A 16555-nucleotide genomic window follows, 5' to 3' on the forward strand; every position below is an offset into this window, starting at 1 on the left:
GGCTTATTGTTGATTGGCGGCCAGCATGGTGGCCTTTTCCTGATCCATGCGAGCCATCAGCGGTTTGCTCAGCTGCATGAAACGTTGCTTTTCGCTGGCGGCGATAGGATCGGCCATCGGCAGTTTCTGACTGAGCGGGTCGACATGTACGCCGTTGACCTGGAACTCATAGTGCAGGTGAGGGCCGGTAGAAAGACCGGTCGTGCCGATATAACCGATGATCTGCCCTTGCTTGACGTTCGAGCCATTGCGCACGCCTTTGGCGAAGCCTTGCATATGTGCGTAGAGGGTACGGTAGCGTTGACCATGCTGGATGATCACGGTATTGCCGTAGCCGCCGTTACGCCCGGCCAGGGTGACGCGGCCGTCACCGGCAGCCTTGATCGGCGTACCACGTGGTGCTGCATAGTCGACGCCTTTGTGTGCGCGAATCTTGTTCAGGATGGGGTGCTTGCGGCCAGTGGAGAAACGCGAACTGATGCGAGCGAAATCCACCGGGGTACGGATGAACGCCTTGCGCATGCTTTCGCCATTGGCGTTGTAGTAGCTGGTGGTGCCCTGCTTGCTGGTGTAGCGGACGGCGGTGTAAGTCTTGCCGCGGTTGGTGAAGCGCGCTGAGAGAATGTTGCCGGTGCCAACGCGTTTGCCGTTGACCACCTTCTCTTCGTAGATCACTTCGAATTCGTCGCCTTCGCGAATATCCATGGCGAAGTCGATGTCGTAGCCGAACACATTGGCCAGATCCATGGTCAGGTTATGAGACAGGCCTGCACGTTTGGCAGAGAGAAACAACGAGCTGTTGATCACGCCACGGCTGTAGGCGGTTACCACTTCCGGTTTGACCTGATCGCGTTGGAAATCGAAACCCTTGTCGGTGCGGCTAAGGCGGATGGTTTCCAGATCGCTGAGTTTGCTCTGCAGGCTCTTCAGCTTGCCTTCTTCGTTCAGTTCGAAGTCCAGCACCTGGCCGACTTTGAGACGGCTGAACTGCTTGGCGTCTTTGCTGCTGTTGAGTGCCTCATGCAGATCATTGGCGTTCAGACCGACCTTGGCGAACACGGTAGAAAGCGTATCGCCATTACTGACCGTGACGTTGTGGTGGTTGGGATCGGAAGGAGGAGTGGTGTCAGCTGTTTCTAGGAGGTCTTCGTCAGCGTCTTCTGCGCTGTTCTCGGCGGTTTCGGTGCCTTGCTCGATATCGGCAAATGGCGAGGCTGCACCTGGCACTGGCAATCCCGCTCGGAGATCGTCCTTTTCCTGCAGCACCATCTCGGCATCGTTGCCCAGATCCAGGTCGAGGAAGGTTTTCTGCGCTTCGACTTCACGCGAAGGAAACACCAGCAGAGCCAGGCTCAGCAGCGCAGCTACACCACTAGCAGCCAGGATATGGCTCTTAGGGTAGGGCGGGGCTTTAGGGATATTTTGCGTCATGGCGTGAGGCGTTTTCTTGGAATGTGTATTAACTGTATAAAATATAACCAAAATCGGCTCGGGGCAACCCTTGACATGCCGAGTGGATGCTCAAGGCGCTTACCCTGGGCAAAACTTGTAATTAGTTCGCGATCTTGTATGGTTGGTTCCCTTTCAATTTCCAGTGGTTGCGGGTTTTTCTCATGAAGTCGGTCGAAGAGCAGCTGGCGCTGATCAAGCGCGGTGCGGAAGAGGTTCTGGTTGAAGCTGAGCTGGTCGAGAAGCTCAAGCGGGGTCAGCCGCTGCGGATCAAGGCTGGGTTCGATCCTACCGCACCAGATCTGCATCTTGGCCACACCGTCCTTATTAATAAGCTGCGTCAGTTCCAGGAGCTTGGTCACCAGGTGGTCTTCCTGATCGGTGACTTCACCGGAATGATCGGTGATCCCAGTGGCAAGAGCGCTACTCGTCCGCCGCTGACTCGCGAGCAGGTGCTGGATAACGCTGAGACTTACAAACAGCAGGTTTTCAAGATTCTTGACCCAGCCAAGACCGAGGTCGCTTTCAATTCTACCTGGATGGATCAGCTCAAGCCGGCTGACTTCATTCGCCTGGCATCGCAATACACCGTGGCTCGCATGCTCGAGCGTGATGATTTCGACAAGCGCTACACCAGCAATCAACCAATCGCTATCCATGAGTTCCTCTATCCGCTGGTGCAGGGCTATGACTCCGTAGCGCTCAAGGCAGATGTCGAGCTGGGCGGTACTGATCAAAAGTTCAACCTGCTGATGGGGCGCGAGCTGCAACGGGCCTACGGTCAGGAGTCGCAGTGCATCGTCACCATGCCTTTGCTGGAGGGTTTGGACGGCGTTAAGAAGATGTCCAAGTCCCTGGGTAACTACGTAGGTATCCAGGAAGCGCCTGGCGTGATGTACAACAAGCTGGTGTCCATGCCGGACGCCTTGATGTGGCGTTACTTCGAGCTGCTCAGCTTCCGCTCCATGGATGAAATCGAACAGTTCAAACGCGATGTCGAGCGGGGCGCCAATCCGCGTGATATCAAGATCAAGCTGGCAGAAGAGCTTGTCGCGCGTTTCCATGGTGAGGAGGCGGCTGCCAATGCTCATCGTTCGGCGGGCAATCGCATGAAGGACGGTGAGCTGCCGGAAGATCTGCCGGAGGTTGTTTTGGCTTCTGCTGAGGATATGCCGATCTCGTCCGTCCTTAATAAGGCGGGCTTGGTAAAGAATGCGGCGGTTGCGCGTGATCTGCTGGGTTCGGGCGGTGTGCGTGTAGATGGTCAGGTGGTTGATCGCACGTTCCTGTTCAGGGTGGGGGCTGCTCACGTTTGCCAGGCAGGAAAGAAAGCATTTGCCCGCGTTACGCTAAAGGCTGAGTAATAGTTCAAATAAATGCTTGACGCGCGTTCTGTTGGATGTAGAATGCGCGCCACTTCAGCGATGAAGCTCTTCAAAAACTTCTTGTTAATCAATAAGTTAAGTTTAAAAGAGGGGTTGCAAAGCTGGAGGTGGTGTGTAGAATGCGCACGGGTCGACGGGGTGGTGGTTTGATCCTGTTGATGCTTCGGTCGAATGGATCGAAAGCGGTTTGAAAGAGGTGGTTGACAGCGGTTTTGAACGCTGTAGAATGCGCCTCCCGCTGGAGAGAAGAAGTTCTGATCGAAAGCGCAAGTGGTTGAGTAGAAAGAAGTTTCTCCGGAAACAAATTCGAAAAACAGCTTGACAGATAGAGAGGCTGCTGTAGAATGCGCGGCCTTGGTTGAGGCGAAAGACTTAACCGAATGTTCTTTAACAACTGAATCAAGCAATTCGTGTGGGTGCTTGTGAGGTAAGACTGATAGTCGACTGATTATCAGCATCACAAGTAACACTCGTGAATTCGAGAGTTTATTTGCGATTGCTGAGCCAAGTTTAGGGTTTTCTCAAAACCCAAGCAGTATTGAACTGAAGAGTTTGATCATGGCTCAGATTGAACGCTGGCGGCAGGCCTAACACATGCAAGTCGAGCGGATGAAGAGAGCTTGCTCTCTGATTTAGCGGCGGACGGGTGAGTAATGCCTAGGAATCTGCCTGGTAGTGGGGGATAACGTCCGGAAACGGGCGCTAATACCGCATACGTCCTACGGGAGAAAGCAGGGGACCTTCGGGCCTTGCGCTATCAGATGAGCCTAGGTCGGATTAGCTAGTTGGTGAGGTAATGGCTCACCAAGGCTACGATCCGTAACTGGTCTGAGAGGATGATCAGTCACACTGGAACTGAGACACGGTCCAGACTCCTACGGGAGGCAGCAGTGGGGAATATTGGACAATGGGCGAAAGCCTGATCCAGCCATGCCGCGTGTGTGAAGAAGGTCTTCGGATTGTAAAGCACTTTAAGTTGGGAGGAAGGGTTGTAGATTAATACTCTGCAATTTTGACGTTACCGACAGAATAAGCACCGGCTAACTTCGTGCCAGCAGCCGCGGTAATACGAAGGGTGCAAGCGTTAATCGGAATTACTGGGCGTAAAGCGCGCGTAGGTGGTTCGTTAAGTTGGATGTGAAAGCCCCGGGCTCAACCTGGGAACTGCATCCAAAACTGGCGAGCTAGAGTACGGTAGAGGGTGGTGGAATTTCCTGTGTAGCGGTGAAATGCGTAGATATAGGAAGGAACACCAGTGGCGAAGGCGACCACCTGGACTGATACTGACACTGAGGTGCGAAAGCGTGGGGAGCAAACAGGATTAGATACCCTGGTAGTCCACGCCGTAAACGATGTCAACTAGCCGTTGGGTACCTTGAGTACTTAGTGGCGCAGCTAACGCATTAAGTTGACCGCCTGGGGAGTACGGCCGCAAGGTTAAAACTCAAATGAATTGACGGGGGCCCGCACAAGCGGTGGAGCATGTGGTTTAATTCGAAGCAACGCGAAGAACCTTACCTGGCCTTGACATGCTGAGAACTTTCCAGAGATGGATTGGTGCCTTCGGGAACTCAGACACAGGTGCTGCATGGCTGTCGTCAGCTCGTGTCGTGAGATGTTGGGTTAAGTCCCGTAACGAGCGCAACCCTTGTCCTTAGTTACCAGCACGTTATGGTGGGCACTCTAAGGAGACTGCCGGTGACAAACCGGAGGAAGGTGGGGATGACGTCAAGTCATCATGGCCCTTACGGCCAGGGCTACACACGTGCTACAATGGTCGGTACAAAGGGTTGCCAAGCCGCGAGGTGGAGCTAATCCCATAAAACCGATCGTAGTCCGGATCGCAGTCTGCAACTCGACTGCGTGAAGTCGGAATCGCTAGTAATCGTGAATCAGAATGTCACGGTGAATACGTTCCCGGGCCTTGTACACACCGCCCGTCACACCATGGGAGTGGGTTGCTCCAGAAGTAGCTAGTCTAACCTTCGGGGGGACGGTTACCACGGAGTGATTCATGACTGGGGTGAAGTCGTAACAAGGTAGCCGTAGGGGAACCTGCGGCTGGATCACCTCCTTAATCGAAGACTTCAGCTTTCTCATAAGCTCCCACACGAATTGCTTGATTCATTGTAGAAGACGATGCTGTAACGCGACCCTGTTATAGGTCTGTAGCTCAGTTGGTTAGAGCGCACCCCTGATAAGGGTGAGGTCGGCAGTTCAAATCTGCCCAGACCTACCAATTCAGGTGCAGATGCTTACGGGGCCATAGCTCAGCTGGGAGAGCGCCTGCCTTGCACGCAGGAGGTCAGCGGTTCGATCCCGCTTGGCTCCACCACTTACAGTTTGATCGTAGCGTAAGAGTTCAGAAATGAGCATTCCTGCAGAAGCAGAAGAGTGTTGATTTCTGGTCTTTTGATCAGTCGAAACATCGTTCTTTAAAAATTTGGGTATGTGATAGAAGTGACTGATTAATTGCTTTCACTGGCAATTGATCTGGTCAAGGTAAAATTTGTAGTTCTCAAGACGCAAATTTTCGGCGAATGTCGTCTTCACGATTGAGACAGTAACCAGATTGCTTGGGGTTATATGGTCAAGTGAAGAAGCGCATACGGTGGATGCCTTGGCAGTCAGAGGCGATGAAAGACGTGGTAGCCTGCGATAAGCTCCGGTTAGGTGGCAAACAACCGTTATGACCCGGAGATCTCTGAATGGGGGAACCCAGCCAGCATAAGCTGGTTATCTTGTACTGAATCCATAGGTGCAAGAGGCGAACCAGGGGAACTGAAACATCTAAGTACCCTGAGGAATAGAAATCAACCGAGATTCCCTAAGTAGTGGCGAGCGAACGGGGACTAGCCCTTAAGTTGATTTGAGATTAGTGGAAGGTTCTGGAAAGTTCCGCCGTAGTGGGTGATAGCCCCGTACACGAAAATCTCTTATCAATGAAATCGAGTAGGACGGAGCACGAGAAACTTTGTCTGAACATGGGGGGACCATCCTCCAAGGCTAAATACTACTGACTGACCGATAGTGAACCAGTACCGTGAGGGAAAGGCGAAAAGAACCCCGGAGAGGGGAGTGAAATAGAACCTGAAACCGTATGCGTACAAGCAGTGGGAGCCTACTTTGTTGGGTGACTGCGTACCTTTTGTATAATGGGTCAGCGACTTATATTCAGTGGCGAGCTTAACCGAATAGGGGAGGCGTAGCGAAAGCGAGTCTTAATAGGGCGCTTTAGTCGCTGGGTATAGACCCGAAACCGGGCGATCTATCCATGGGCAGGTTGAAGGTTAGGTAACACTGACTGGAGGACCGAACCGACTACCGTTGAAAAGTTAGCGGATGACCTGTGGATCGGAGTGAAAGGCTAATCAAGCTCGGAGATAGCTGGTTCTCCTCGAAAGCTATTTAGGTAGCGCCTCGTGTATCACTGCTGGGGGTAGAGCACTGTTTCGGCTAGGGGGTCATCCCGACTTACCAAACCGATGCAAACTCCGAATACCAGCAAGTGTCAGCACGGGAGACACACGGCGGGTGCTAACGTCCGTCGTGAAAAGGGAAACAACCCAGACCGTCAGCTAAGGTCCCAAAGTTATGGTTAAGTGGGAAACGATGTGGGAAGGCTTAGACAGCTAGGAGGTTGGCTTAGAAGCAGCCACCCTTTAAAGAAAGCGTAATAGCTCACTAGTCGAGTCGGCCTGCGCGGAAGATGTAACGGGGCTCAAACCATACACCGAAGCTACGGGTTCATCCTTTGGATGAGCGGTAGAGGAGCGTTCTGTAAGCCTGTGAAGGTGAGTTGAGAAGCTTGCTGGAGGTATCAGAAGTGCGAATGCTGACATGAGTAACGACAATGCGAGTGAAAAACTCGCACGCCGAAAGACCAAGGTTTCCTGCGCAACGTTAATCGACGCAGGGTTAGTCGGCCCCTAAGGCGAGGCAGAAATGCGTAGTCGATGGGAAACGGGTTAATATTCCCGTACTTCTAGTTACTGCGATGGAGGGACGGAGAAGGCTAGGCCAGCACGGCGTTGGTTGTCCGTGTTTAAGGTGGTAGGCTGAGATCTTAGGTAAATCCGGGATCTTAAGGCCGAGAGCTGATGACGAGCGTTCTTTTAGAATGCGAAGTGGTTGATGCCATGCTTCCAGGAAAAGCTTCTAAGCTTCAGGTAACTAGGAACCGTACCCCAAACCGACACAGGTGGTTAGGTAGAGAATACCAAGGCGCTTGAGAGAACTCGGGTGAAGGAACTAGGCAAAATGGCACCGTAACTTCGGGAGAAGGTGCGCCGGTGAGGGTGAAGTATTTACTACGTAAGCCCATGCCGGTCGAAGATACCAGGCCGCTGCGACTGTTTATTAAAAACACAGCACTCTGCAAACACGAAAGTGGACGTATAGGGTGTGACGCCTGCCCGGTGCCGGAAGGTTAATTGATGGGGTTAGCGCAAGCGAAGCTCTTGATCGAAGCCCCGGTAAACGGCGGCCGTAACTATAACGGTCCTAAGGTAGCGAAATTCCTTGTCGGGTAAGTTCCGACCTGCACGAATGGCGTAACGATGGCGGCGCTGTCTCCACCCGAGACTCAGTGAAATTGAAATCGCTGTGAAGATGCAGTGTATCCGCGGCTAGACGGAAAGACCCCGTGAACCTTTACTATAGCTTTGCACTGGACTTTGAGCTTGCTTGTGTAGGATAGGTGGGAGGCTTTGAAGTGGGGACGCCAGTTCTCATGGAGCCATCCTTGAAATACCACCCTGGCAACCTTGAGGTTCTAACTCTGGTCCGTTATCCGGATCGAGGACAGTGTATGGTGGGTAGTTTGACTGGGGCGGTCTCCTCCCAAAGAGTAACGGAGGAGTACGAAGGTGCGCTCAGACCGGTCGGAAATCGGTCGTAGAGTATAAAGGCAAAAGCGCGCTTGACTGCGAGACAGACACGTCGAGCAGGTACGAAAGTAGGTCTTAGTGATCCGGTGGTTCTGTATGGAAGGGCCATCGCTCAACGGATAAAAGGTACTCCGGGGATAACAGGCTGATACCGCCCAAGAGTTCATATCGACGGCGGTGTTTGGCACCTCGATGTCGGCTCATCACATCCTGGGGCTGAAGCCGGTCCCAAGGGTATGGCTGTTCGCCATTTAAAGTGGTACGCGAGCTGGGTTTAGAACGTCGTGAGACAGTTCGGTCCCTATCTGCCGTGGACGTTTGAGATTTGAGAGGGGCTGACCTTAGTACGAGAGGACCGGGTTGGACGAACCTCTGGTGTTCCGGTTGTCACGCCAGTGGCATTGCCGGGTAGCTATGTTCGGAAAAGATAACCGCTGAAAGCATCTAAGCGGGAAACTTGCCTCAAGATGAGATCTCACTGGAGCCTTGAGCTCCCTAAAGGGCCGTCGAAGACTACGACGTTGATAGGTTGGGTGTGTAAGCGCTGTGAGGCGTTGAGCTAACCAATACTAATTGCCCGTGAGGCTTGACCATATAACACCCAAACAATCTGCCCTCAAAGCAGAGGGTGTCGATGGTGAAGTCGACAGAAAGCCGAAAGTTTGCAAGAACTACAAATTACGAATCACATACCCAATTCGCTGTAACGGTTAAACCCGAGACAGCAACAAATTGCTTGACGACCATAGAGCGTTGGAACCACCTGATCCCATCCCGAACTCAGTAGTGAAACGACGCATCGCCGATGGTAGTGTGGTGCTTCACCATGTGAGAGTAGGTCATCGTCAAGCTCCTATACGAAACCCCAGATCGCCTAGCGGTCTGGGGTTTCTTCTTTGTGGCAAGGAAAATAGCGCTTCGCGTGGGGTGCGCTGCGCGCACCGCCAATCACGCCGACAGGCCGCTGCGCGCGGCGCACCCTACGGGGATCGTGCCGCAACGAAAAGGCCACCGTCAGGTGGCCTTTGGGCGTTGGGGATGGAATCAGTTGCCGCAGGGTTCGCTGGCGATAGGGCAATCCTAGGAAAAGCCTGTCCGAATGACTAGGCCGGAACTTGTGTTTTCTATGCAAGTAATGGGCTCGTCGTTATCATGCCAGCCTTGTTCGTAGTGGGGCCTGGCATGCTGGCATTGTTGAAACTTCTGCAGGATGGTCGATTCCATTCTGGTGAGGCCCTGGGGGCCGCGCTGGGAGTCAGTCGTAGTGCCGTCTGGAAGCAGCTACAAGGTCTGGAGAGTGAGCTCGGGATCGAGATATTCAAGGTTCCGGGTCGTGGCTATCGGCTCGCGGCGCCTATGAAGCTGCTGGATGCGGAGCAGATTCGGCTTAACTCGGGCCAGGTGGATTGGCCTGTATTTGTCGAGTCGAGTCTTGACTCTACCAATGCTGAGATATTTCGTCGTCTCGACGCCGGTGTCCGTGCGCCTTTTGTTCTGCTCGCCGAGCGTCAGACGGCTGGGCGGGGGCGGCGGGGGCGTGCATGGTCGAGTCCATTTGCAGAGAACCTCTATTGCAGTGTCGTGGTGCGTGTCGATGGCGGCATGAGCCAGGTCGAGGCGCTAAGTCTTACTGTCGGTCTGGCGGTGGCTCGTGCGTTACAGGCTTGTGGTCTGTCTGCGGCGGGTTTGAAGTGGCCGAATGACGTTCTAGTCGATGGTCACAAGATATCCGGAATATTGCTGGAGCTTGCTGGTGATCCGGCGGATGTCTGCCATGTCGTGGTTGGCGTGGGTATCAATGTGAACATGCTGGTCGATGCCTCGGCTGTGATCGATCAGCCATGGACGTCCGTACGCCAATGCTCGGGTAAGGCTATGGATCGCAATCAGTTGGCTGGCGAGCTATTGCGTCAATTGCGTGCCTATTTCGCCACTCATTGGCGGGATGGCTTTGCTGGGTTGCGCGATGAGTGGGAAGCGCTGCACGTTTGGCGTGGAAAACCCGTTGCATTGACGGCGGGGCAGGGGGCCACCTTGGGTGTCGTGCTTGGTGTGGATCAGCGAGGGGCTATTCGCCTTCAGGTCGATGGTTGTGAGCGTTCTTTCAGTGGCGGTGAGTTGAGCTTGAGGCTGCGAAATGATTCTTGAGCTCGACTGCGGTAACAGCTTTATCAAGTGGCGCGTTATCTCCATCGATGGGCGTGAGCGCTCGGCGGCGGGTGTCGTTGACACCGATTCCAGTTTGTTCGAGGCGCTTGCCCATTCTTCCGCGCTGTCGATTACTCATTGCCGATTGGTAAGTGTGCGTAGCGATGTGGAAACCGAGCAGCTGATAGATCGCTTGCGTGGGTCTTTGGGGGTAGAGGCGGTCTCTGCTCAGTCAGCCATTCAGGTCGGTGCGGTTCGTAATGGTTACGAGGACTTTCAGCGCCTGGGTTTGGATCGTTGGCTGGCGGTGCTGGGTGCTTATCATCTGGGGCAGCGGGCTTGCTTGGTGGTGGATCTGGGAACTGCGGTGACGGCTGACTTCGTTTCTGCTGACGGCGCTCATCTTGGTGGCTTCATTTGCCCGGGGCTTCCGCTGATGCGTGACCAGTTGAGTACGCATACGCGGCGCATCCGCTACGACCGCCAGGTTGCACTAGCCGCGCTGCAGGAGCTTGAGCCGGGGCGTTCCACTGCGGAAGCTGTAGAGCGTGGCTGCCTATTGATGCTCAGGGGGTTCGTCGAGCAGCAACTGCTTCAGGCGCGCGCGCGCTTTCCTGATGGGTTCGAGGTGTTCCTGACGGGGGGGGATGCCGATCTGGTGCGAGATGTTGCTCCTGGTGCTCAGGTCGTTCCGGATCTGGTCTTTGTTGGGCTGGCAATTGCCTGTCCTTTAGGTTGAGGTGAGCATGCGTTGGATCCTGCTACTGCTCATATTGCTGAATGCCTTTTATTACGTCTGGCATCAGCAGCAAGCGCCTCTACGTGCCAAGGAGGTCGAGCCGGCGACCGCTTACCAGGCTGCGCGAAAGGACATCCGTTTGTTGAGCGAGGCTGGGTCGCCGCCTGTTCGGGCGCCTTCGTTCTCGTCCACTCCTGCCGAGAACTCTCCTCCTGAGGCTGCTGTGTGTCTTTTCCTTGGGGGCTTCGATGGGCAGACGCAGGCAGAGGTGGTAGAGCAACGCCTACTGAGTCTGGACATACGAGCTGATGTGCGCAGTATCGATGCAGCGGCGGGGGTCGAGTTCTGGGTTTATCTGCCGCCGCTCGCTTCTCGGCAGGCGTCGTTGCGGCAGTTGCGTGAGTTGCAGGCTCGACGTATCGACAGCTACATCATTACCCAAGGTGAGTTGGCCAACGGTATTTCGCTTGGCATCTTTCCGCGTAGTGATTCGGCGGGAAGTGTCATGCAGCGTTTGCGAGAGGTCGGTTATGAGCCCCAAATGCGTGAGTTGTCTCGCGCGCATCGCAGTTTCTGGGTGCGCGTGGCGCCGGAAAGCAGGCGACTGGCTGATGAATATCTACTTGGGAAACTGGCGGGTGATTTCGCTGGGCTGCAGCATCAATTAATGCCTTGTGAAGGCGTTGCATTGCCCCAGTAGTTTGCATAGAATGGCGCCCGCTTCGCAGGGTGGTCAAAGTTGGTTCCCTGTAAAGATGTTGTCAAGGTAGCTAACCTCACGATTTTAAATGAGAAAATGCTTGACAGCAGGGTGGCAGATCTAGAAAATGCCGCCTCACTTTGGAGGGGTTCCCGAGCGGCCAAAGGGATCAGACTGTAAATCTGACGTCATCGACTTCGAAGGTTCGAATCCTTCCCCCTCCACCAGATTCAGCGTGAGCTGCAAGCTCCGCGGGTATAGTTCAGTGGTAGAACCTCAGCCTTCCAAGCTGATGATGCGGGTTCGATTCCCGCTACCCGCTCCAGTTTGTTGTTTGTGCAAAAGAGTTTGGCTCATGTAGCTCAGTTGGTAGAGCACACCCTTGGTAAGGGTGAGGTCAGCGGTTCAAGTCCGCTCATGAGCTCCATCTAATGAAGGCAGATATGAAAGTATCTGCCTTTGTTTTAATGGCGGCATGGCTTGCTCAATTCTTCGCTAGGAGACGGTCAAGATGGCTAAAGAGAAATTCGAACGTAACAAACCGCACGTCAACGTAGGCACCATCGGTCACGTTGACCACGGTAAAACCACTCTGACCGCTGCTCTGACCCGTGTCTGCTCCGAAGTTTTCGGTTCGGCCAAGGTCGACTTCGACAAGATCGATAGCGCTCCGGAAGAGAAGGCTCGTGGTATCACCATCAACACTGCACACGTAGAGTACGATTCCAACATTCGTCACTACGCGCACGTTGACTGCCCGGGTCACGCCGACTACGTGAAGAACATGATCACCGGTGCTGCCCAGATGGACGGCGCGATCCTGGTCTGCTCGGCTGCCGATGGTCCGATGCCGCAAACCCGTGAGCACATCCTGCTGTCCCGTCAGGTTGGCGTACCGTACATCGTTGTCTTCCTGAACAAGGCTGACATGGTTGACGACGCTGAGCTGCTGGAGCTGGTCGAGATGGAAGTTCGCGACCTGCTGAGCACCTACGATTTCCCGGGTGACGACACTCCGATCATCATCGGCTCCGCGCTGATGGCTCTGAACGGCGAAGACGACAACGAGCTGGGCACCACTGCCGTCAAGAAGCTGGTTGAGACTCTGGACAGCTACATTCCTGAGCCGGTTCGTGCCATTGATCGCCCGTTCCTGATGCCGATCGAAGACGTATTCTCGATCTCCGGCCGCGGTACTGTAGTTACCGGTCGTGTAGAGCGCGGTATCGTCAAGATCCAGGAAGAAATCGAAATCGTTGGTCTGCGTCCGACCACCAAAACCACCTGCACCGGCGTTGAGATGTTCCGCAAGCTGCTGGATGAAGGTCGTGCTGGTGAGAACTGCGGCGTGCTGCTGCGCGGCACCAAGCGTGATGAGGTCGAGCGTGGTCAGGTTCTGGCCAAGCCGGGCACCATCAAGCCGCACACCAAGTTCGAAGCTGAAGTGTACGTTCTGTCCAAAGAAGAAGGTGGTCGTCACACCCCGTTCTTCAAAGGCTACCGTCCTCAGTTCTACTTCCGTACCACTGACGTGACCGGTTCGTGCGAACTGCCGGAAGGCGTTGAGATGGTAATGCCGGGCGACAACATCAAAATGGTTGTCACCCTGATCAAGCCGATCGCCATGGAAGACGGCCTGCGCTTCGCAATTCGCGAAGGTGGTCGTACCGTTGGTGCCGGCGTGGTTGCCAAGATCGTCGAGTAATCGGTTGATCTGTTCCTCTCGGGCCGGCATAATGGTCGGCCTGATTTTGCTTTAGGTCAGTAGCTCAATTGGCAGAGCGGCGGTCTCCAAAACCGCAGGTTGGGGGTTCGATTCCCTCCTGACCTGCCATTTTCTAACGAATCTGGCGTGTCTTTCACAGGATCCTCTCGAATGAATGTTAAGGCTGAAGCCAAAGACTCTCGCTTTGATCTGGTTAAGTGGCTGATTGTCGCTGCCCTGGTTGTGGTGGGTGTGGTCGGTAATCAGTACTTCTCCGCTGAGTCGATTCTTTATCGCGTTCTCGGTCTGGTTGTATTGGCTGCTGTTGCGGGTGTGGTTGCCCTGCAGACGGCGCGTGGTCAGGCTTTCGCGGTGTTGTTGAAAGAGGCGCGTGTCGAGATTCGTAAAGTTGTTTGGCCGACCCGCCAGGAGACTACTCAGACTACGTTGATCGTGGTTGCTGTGGTTCTGGTGATGGCGCTGCTGTTGTGGGGGCTTGATTCCCTGCTCGGTTTGCTTGTTTCCCTGATTGTTGGTTAAGGGTGTCTCGTGGCTAAGCGTTGGTACGTCGTGCATGCATACTCGGGTTACGAGAAGCATGTCATGCGCTCGCTGATCGAGCGCGTCAAGCTGGCTGGTATGGAAGATGACTTTGGCGAGATTCTCGTTCCCACTGAAGAGGTGGTCGAGATGCGCAATGGTCAGAAGCGCAAGAGTGAGCGCAAGTTCTTCCCCGGCTACGTCCTGGTGCAGATGGAGATGAACGAGGCGACTTGGCACTTGATCAAGGATACGCCGCGCGTCATGGGCTTCATCGGTGGTACGGCAGACAAGCCGGCGCCTATCACTGAGAAAGAAGCCGAAGCCATCTTGCGTCGTGTCGCTGATAGCGGCGACAAGCCCAAGCCGAAGACGCTGTTCGAGCCGGGCGAGATGGTTCGTGTTGTCGATGGCCCGTTCGCCGATTTCGGTGGTGTGGTCGAAGAAGTGAATTACGAGAAGAGCCGTATCCAGGTTGCTGTGACCATCTTCGGTCGCTCAACCCCGGTCGAGCTGGAGTTCAGTCAGGTCGAGAAGGCATAACTGACATAAGCATCCCTGACCCCGCAGCCGCAGGCTGCGGGGTTTTGTCGTCACTGGGATAAATGCGTAAGTAACCCGGGGAGCCGTCAGGCGTTCGAACCCGAAATTGGAGTAGCTAATGGCTAAGAAAATTCAGGCTTATATCAAGCTGCAGGTTAAAGCCGGTCAGGCAAACCCTTCGCCGCCCGTTGGTCCGGCACTGGGTCAGCACGGTGTTAATATCATGGAATTCTGCAAGGCGTTCAACGCCAAGACTCAGGGCATGGAACCTGGTCTGCCGACTCCTGTGATCATCACCGTTTACAGCGACCGTAGCTTCACCTTTGAAACCAAGAGCACCCCGGCATCGGTACTGCTGAAGAAGGCTGCAGGCCTGACCAGCGGCTCCGCTCGTCCGAACACCGTCAAAGTTGGCACCGTTACCCGTGCTCAGCTGGAAGAGATCGCCAAGACCAAGCAGGCCGATCTGACTGCCGCTGACCTGGATGCGGCCGTGCGTACCATCGCCGGCTCCGCGCGTAGCATGGGCCTGAACGTGGAGGGTGTGTAATGGCTAAGTTGACCAAGCGCCAAAAGGCCATCGCGGCCAAGGTTGAAGCCGGCAAGGCTTACTCCTTCGAAGAAGCTGCCGGCCTGCTGGCTGAGCTGTCCGCTGTCAAGTTCACCGAGTCTTTCGACATCGCTGTGAACCTGGGCGTTGATCCGCGTAAATCCGACCAGGTCGTTCGTGGCGCTACCGTTCTGCCGAATGGCACCGGTAAAAGCGTTCGCGTTGCCGTCTTCACCCAAGGCCCGGGCGCTGAAGCTGCCCTGGCTGCCGGTGCAGACAAAGTCGGCATGGACGATCTGGCTGCCGAAATGAAAGCTGGCGACCTGAACTATGACGTGGTCATCGCTTCCCCGGACGCCATGCGTGTCGTCGGTCAGCTGGGTCAGGTTCTCGGCCCGCGCGGCCTGATGCCGAACCCGAAAGTCGGTACCGTTACTCCGGACGTCGCCACCGCTGTCAAGAACGCCAAGGCTGGTCAGGTACGTTTCCGTACCGACAAGAACGGCATCATCCACACCTCCGTTGGCAAGGTCGGCTTCGAAGCCGCTGCGCTGAAGCAGAACGTGGAAGCCCTGCTGTCCGACCTGAAGCGTCTGAAGCCGTCGACTTCGAAAGGTATCTACGTCAAGCGCGTGACCCTGAGCACCACCATGGGTCCTGGTCTGATCATCGATCAGGCTTCGCTCGAAGCGTAATGAAGTTCGGCTGGCGGCCTGCGCCGCCAGCCATGAAAGATTGGGGTCCCTGCCTGGCGGGGGCTATCCAAGACCGTAGGTGACTAGCGTTTTAAATGTCAGGTTCGCCTGATGGCCTACGCAGATGGTGCTCCCGATTCGTTACCGAATCAGACACCAAAACGCCGCCGAGCTTCGGCCCGGCGAAACGGTAAAAACCAGGAGTAAACCCGTGGCAATTAAACTCGAAGACAAGAAGGCCATCGTCGCTGAAGTCAACGAGGCTGCCAAAGCCGGTCTGTCCGCTGTCGTGGCTGATGCCCGTGGCGTGACTGTCGGCGCAATGACCGGACTCCGTAAAGAGGCCCGAGCGGCTGGTGTGTACGTGAAAGTCGTGCGTAACACCCTGCTCAAGCGCGCTGTTGAAGGCACTCAGTTTGACGTGCTCAACGACGTGTTCAAAGGCCCGACCCTGATCGCGTTCTCCAACGAACATCCGGGCGCTGCTGCTCGTATCTTCAAGGAATTCGCCAAGGGTCAGGACAAGTTCGAGATCAAGGCAGCTGCGTTCGAGGGCAAGTTCCTCGCAGCAAACCAGATCGACGTACTGGCAACTCTGCCGACCCGTGATGAGGGCATCGCGCAGCTGATGAGCGTTATTCAAGGCGCCACCAGCAAGCTCGCCCGCACCCTGGCAGCTATTCGCGACCAGAAAGAAGCTGCTGCTGCCTAAGGCGGCGTGAGCACTTTCGAAATCAAACGTTTAATTTGATGGTCGCGTAGGCCGTCACCCCAATACAGGAATTGATAGTCATGTCTCTGACTAACGAGCAAATCATCGAAGCGATCGGCCAGAAATCCGTTGTGGAAATCGTTGAGCTGATCAAAGCGATGGAAGAAACCTTCGGCGTTACCGCTGCTGCTGCTGTTGCCGCTGGCCCGGCTGTTGCCGCTGCTGCTGCTGAAGAGCAGACCGAGTTCACCATCGTCCTGGCTGAAGCTGGCGACAAGAAAGTGAACGTGATCAAAGCCGTTCGCGAGCTGACCGGTCTGGGTCTGAAAGAAGCCAAGGCTGTTGTTGACGGCGCCCCGGGCGTGGTCAAAGAAGGCGTTTCGAAAGAAGAAGCCGAAGCTGCCAAGAAGGCACTGGAAGAAGCTGGCGCCAAGGTCGAGCTCAAGTAAGTTCGTACCTTGCGTCTACAGCCCGAGCGATTCGCGTAAGGCTGATGGCTG

At 55.0% G+C, this 16555-nt stretch carries 12 protein-coding genes, 6 tRNA genes and 3 rRNA genes; 20 read left to right on the plus strand and 1 reads right to left on the minus strand.

Features of this window, described 5'->3' with window-relative positions; translation table 11 throughout:
* Nucleotides 1-3: 3 nt before the first annotated feature.
* Complete coding sequence (locus C7A17_RS14085) at nt 4-1431, minus strand: peptidoglycan DD-metalloendopeptidase family protein (RefSeq protein WP_106738628.1); 1428 nt, start codon at nt 1429-1431, stop codon at nt 4-6.
* Nucleotides 1432-1613: 182 nt separating this feature from the next.
* Here C7A17_RS14085 and tyrS point away from each other — a divergent pair, with 182 nt between their 5' ends.
* The 20 genes from tyrS (at nt 1614) to rplL (ending at nt 16504) form a co-directional block, all read left to right on the plus strand.
* Entirely contained in the window at nt 1614-2813 is a 1200-nt protein-coding gene (gene tyrS, locus C7A17_RS14090; protein WP_106738629.1) for a tyrosine--tRNA ligase, read from the plus strand.
* A 561-nt stretch (nt 2814-3374) separates the two neighbouring features.
* Nucleotides 3375-4911, plus strand: a 16S ribosomal RNA gene (locus C7A17_RS14100).
* An 85-nt stretch (nt 4912-4996) separates the two neighbouring features.
* Nucleotides 4997-5073: transfer RNA gene (locus tag C7A17_RS14105), tRNA-Ile, on the plus strand.
* A 20-nt stretch (nt 5074-5093) separates the two neighbouring features.
* Nucleotides 5094-5169 (plus strand) — tRNA-Ala (locus C7A17_RS14110).
* Nucleotides 5170-5422: 253 nt separating this feature from the next.
* Nucleotides 5423-8317 (plus strand): 23S ribosomal RNA (locus C7A17_RS14115).
* Nucleotides 8318-8458: 141 nt separating this feature from the next.
* Nucleotides 8459-8574 (plus strand): 5S ribosomal RNA (rrf, locus tag C7A17_RS14120).
* Together the 16S, 23S and 5S rRNA genes with 2 tRNA genes alongside form the textbook arrangement of a ribosomal RNA operon.
* A 331-nt stretch (nt 8575-8905) precedes the next feature.
* Nucleotides 8906-9871, plus strand: a complete 966-nt coding sequence (gene birA / locus C7A17_RS14125) for a bifunctional biotin--[acetyl-CoA-carboxylase] ligase/biotin operon repressor BirA (protein WP_106738630.1) — start codon at nt 8906-8908, stop codon at nt 9869-9871.
* The gene (locus C7A17_RS14130) at nt 9861-10610 is read left to right on the plus strand and encodes a pantothenate kinase (RefSeq protein WP_106738631.1); all 750 of its coding nucleotides are present in this window, start codon (nt 9861-9863) and stop codon (nt 10608-10610) included. The genes birA and C7A17_RS14130 overlap by 11 nt, the downstream gene beginning before the upstream one ends.
* Nucleotides 10611-10617: 7 nt before the next feature.
* On the plus strand, nt 10618-11310 hold the full coding sequence (locus C7A17_RS14135; protein ID WP_106738632.1) for a sporulation protein: 693 nt from the start codon (nt 10618-10620) through the stop codon (nt 11308-11310).
* 142 nt (nt 11311-11452) lie between these two features.
* Nucleotides 11453-11537, plus strand: a tRNA-Tyr gene (locus C7A17_RS14140).
* Between the two features lie 24 nt (nt 11538-11561).
* A tRNA-Gly gene (locus C7A17_RS14145) sits at nt 11562-11635 on the plus strand.
* A gap of 26 nt (nt 11636-11661) precedes the next feature.
* Nucleotides 11662-11737 (plus strand) — tRNA-Thr (locus C7A17_RS14150).
* An 84-nt stretch (nt 11738-11821) separates the two neighbouring features.
* Nucleotides 11822-13015 (plus strand): elongation factor Tu, encoded by a 1194-nt coding sequence (gene tuf, locus C7A17_RS14155; protein WP_106738633.1) that lies wholly within the window; start codon nt 11822-11824, stop codon nt 13013-13015.
* A 53-nt stretch (nt 13016-13068) separates the two neighbouring features.
* Nucleotides 13069-13144, plus strand: a tRNA-Trp gene (locus tag C7A17_RS14160).
* Nucleotides 13145-13186: 42 nt separating this feature from the next.
* A complete protein-coding gene (gene secE / locus C7A17_RS14165; protein ID WP_106738634.1) occupies nt 13187-13555 on the plus strand; it encodes a preprotein translocase subunit SecE in 369 nt (122 codons plus the stop codon).
* Between the two features lie 9 nt (nt 13556-13564).
* The gene (gene nusG / locus C7A17_RS14170) at nt 13565-14098 is read left to right on the plus strand and encodes a transcription termination/antitermination protein NusG (RefSeq protein ID WP_004373446.1); all 534 of its coding nucleotides are present in this window, start codon (nt 13565-13567) and stop codon (nt 14096-14098) included.
* 118 nt (nt 14099-14216) lie between these two features.
* Entirely contained in the window at nt 14217-14648 is a 432-nt protein-coding gene (gene rplK / locus C7A17_RS14175) for a 50S ribosomal protein L11 (protein ID WP_004373444.1), read from the plus strand.
* Nucleotides 14648-15343, plus strand: coding sequence for a 50S ribosomal protein L1 (rplA, locus tag C7A17_RS14180; RefSeq protein ID WP_106738635.1), 696 nt, complete (start codon nt 14648-14650; stop codon nt 15341-15343). Before rplK ends, rplA begins: the two co-directional genes overlap by 1 nt.
* A gap of 211 nt (nt 15344-15554) precedes the next feature.
* Entirely contained in the window at nt 15555-16055 is a 501-nt protein-coding gene (gene rplJ / locus C7A17_RS14185) for a 50S ribosomal protein L10 (protein WP_106738636.1), read from the plus strand.
* An 80-nt stretch (nt 16056-16135) separates the two neighbouring features.
* Nucleotides 16136-16504, plus strand: a complete 369-nt coding sequence (gene rplL, locus C7A17_RS14190) for a 50S ribosomal protein L7/L12 (RefSeq protein WP_106738637.1) — start codon at nt 16136-16138, stop codon at nt 16502-16504.
* Nucleotides 16505-16555: the final 51 nt, after the last annotated feature.

The sequence above is a fragment of the Pseudomonas mendocina genome (assembly GCF_003008615.1).
In the GTDB taxonomy this organism is placed as follows: domain Bacteria; phylum Pseudomonadota; class Gammaproteobacteria; order Pseudomonadales; family Pseudomonadaceae; genus Aquipseudomonas; species Aquipseudomonas mendocina_C.